The organism is Paraburkholderia sp. SIMBA_054 (assembly GCF_046534875.1).
GTDB lineage: Bacteria > Pseudomonadota > Gammaproteobacteria > Burkholderiales > Burkholderiaceae > Paraburkholderia > Paraburkholderia hospita.
The window spans coordinates 1-1,188 of record NZ_JAWRXV010000174.1 but is presented as its reverse complement, the minus strand read 5'-3'; the positions used below and the strand labels follow the sequence as shown (position 1 = coordinate 1,188).

Annotated in this window: 1 rRNA gene; it reads right to left on the bottom strand. The window is 53.5% G+C overall.

The window, feature by feature from the left end:
* Positions 1 to 31: 31 nt before the first annotated feature.
* Positions 32 to 1,188 (bottom strand): 23S ribosomal RNA (locus SB822_RS54565); the annotation flags it as partial.

The window sequence follows — 1,188 nt, the reverse complement described above, 5'->3', positions numbered from 1 at the left end:
TCACCCCGTTGGGGTAAGACACACCTGTTATAGGATCAAGCCTTACGGGCAATTAGTATCAGTTAGCTTAACGCATTACTGCGCTTCCACACCTGACCTATCAACGTCCTGGTCTTGAACGACCCTTCAAGGGGCTCGAAGCCCCGGGGATATCTCATCTCAAGGCGAGTTTCCCGCTTAGATGCTTTCAGCGGTTATCTCTTCCGAACATAGCTACCCGGCGATGCCACTGGCGTGACAACCGGTACACCAGAGGTTCGTCCACTCCGGTCCTCTCGTACTAGGAGCAGCCCCCTTCAAATATCCAGCGCCCACGGCAGATAGGGACCAAACTGTCTCACGACGTTTTAAACCCAGCTCACGTACCTCTTTAAATGGCGAACAGCCATACCCTTGGGACCGGCTACAGCCCCAGGATGAGATGAGCCGACATCGAGGTGCCAAACACCGCCGTCGATATGAACTCTTGGGCGGTATCAGCCTGTTATCCCCAGAGTACCTTTTATCCGTTGAGCGATGGCCCTTCCATACAGAACCACCGGATCACTATGACCTGCTTTCGCACCTGCTCGACTTGTCGGTCTCGCAGTTAAGCACGCTTATGCCATTGCACTATCAGCACGATTTCCGACCGTACCTAGCGTACCTTCGTACTCCTCCGTTACACTTTGGGAGGAGACCGCCCCAGTCAAACTGCCCACCATGCACTGTCCCCGACCCGGATCACGGGCCAAGGTTAGAACCTCAAACAAACCAGGGTGGTATTTCAAGGACGGCTCCACTGAGACTGGCGTCCCAGCTTCATAGCCTCCCACCTATCCTACACAGATCGGTTCAAAGTCCAATGCAAAGCTACAGTAAAGGTTCATGGGGTCTTTCCGTCTAGCCGCGGGGAGATTGCATCATCACAAACACTTCAACTTCGCTGAGTCTCGGGAGGAGACAGTGTGGCCATCGTTACGCCATTCGTGCAGGTCGGAACTTACCCGACAAGGAATTTCGCTACCTTAGGACCGTTATAGTTACGGCCGCCGTTTACCGGGACTTCAATCAAGAGCTTGCACCCCATCATTTAATCTTCCGGCACCGGGCAGGCGTCACACCCTATACGTCCACTTTCGTGTTTGCAGAGTGCTGTGTTTTTATTAAACAGTCGCAGCCACCAGTTTATTGCAACCCCTTCACCCT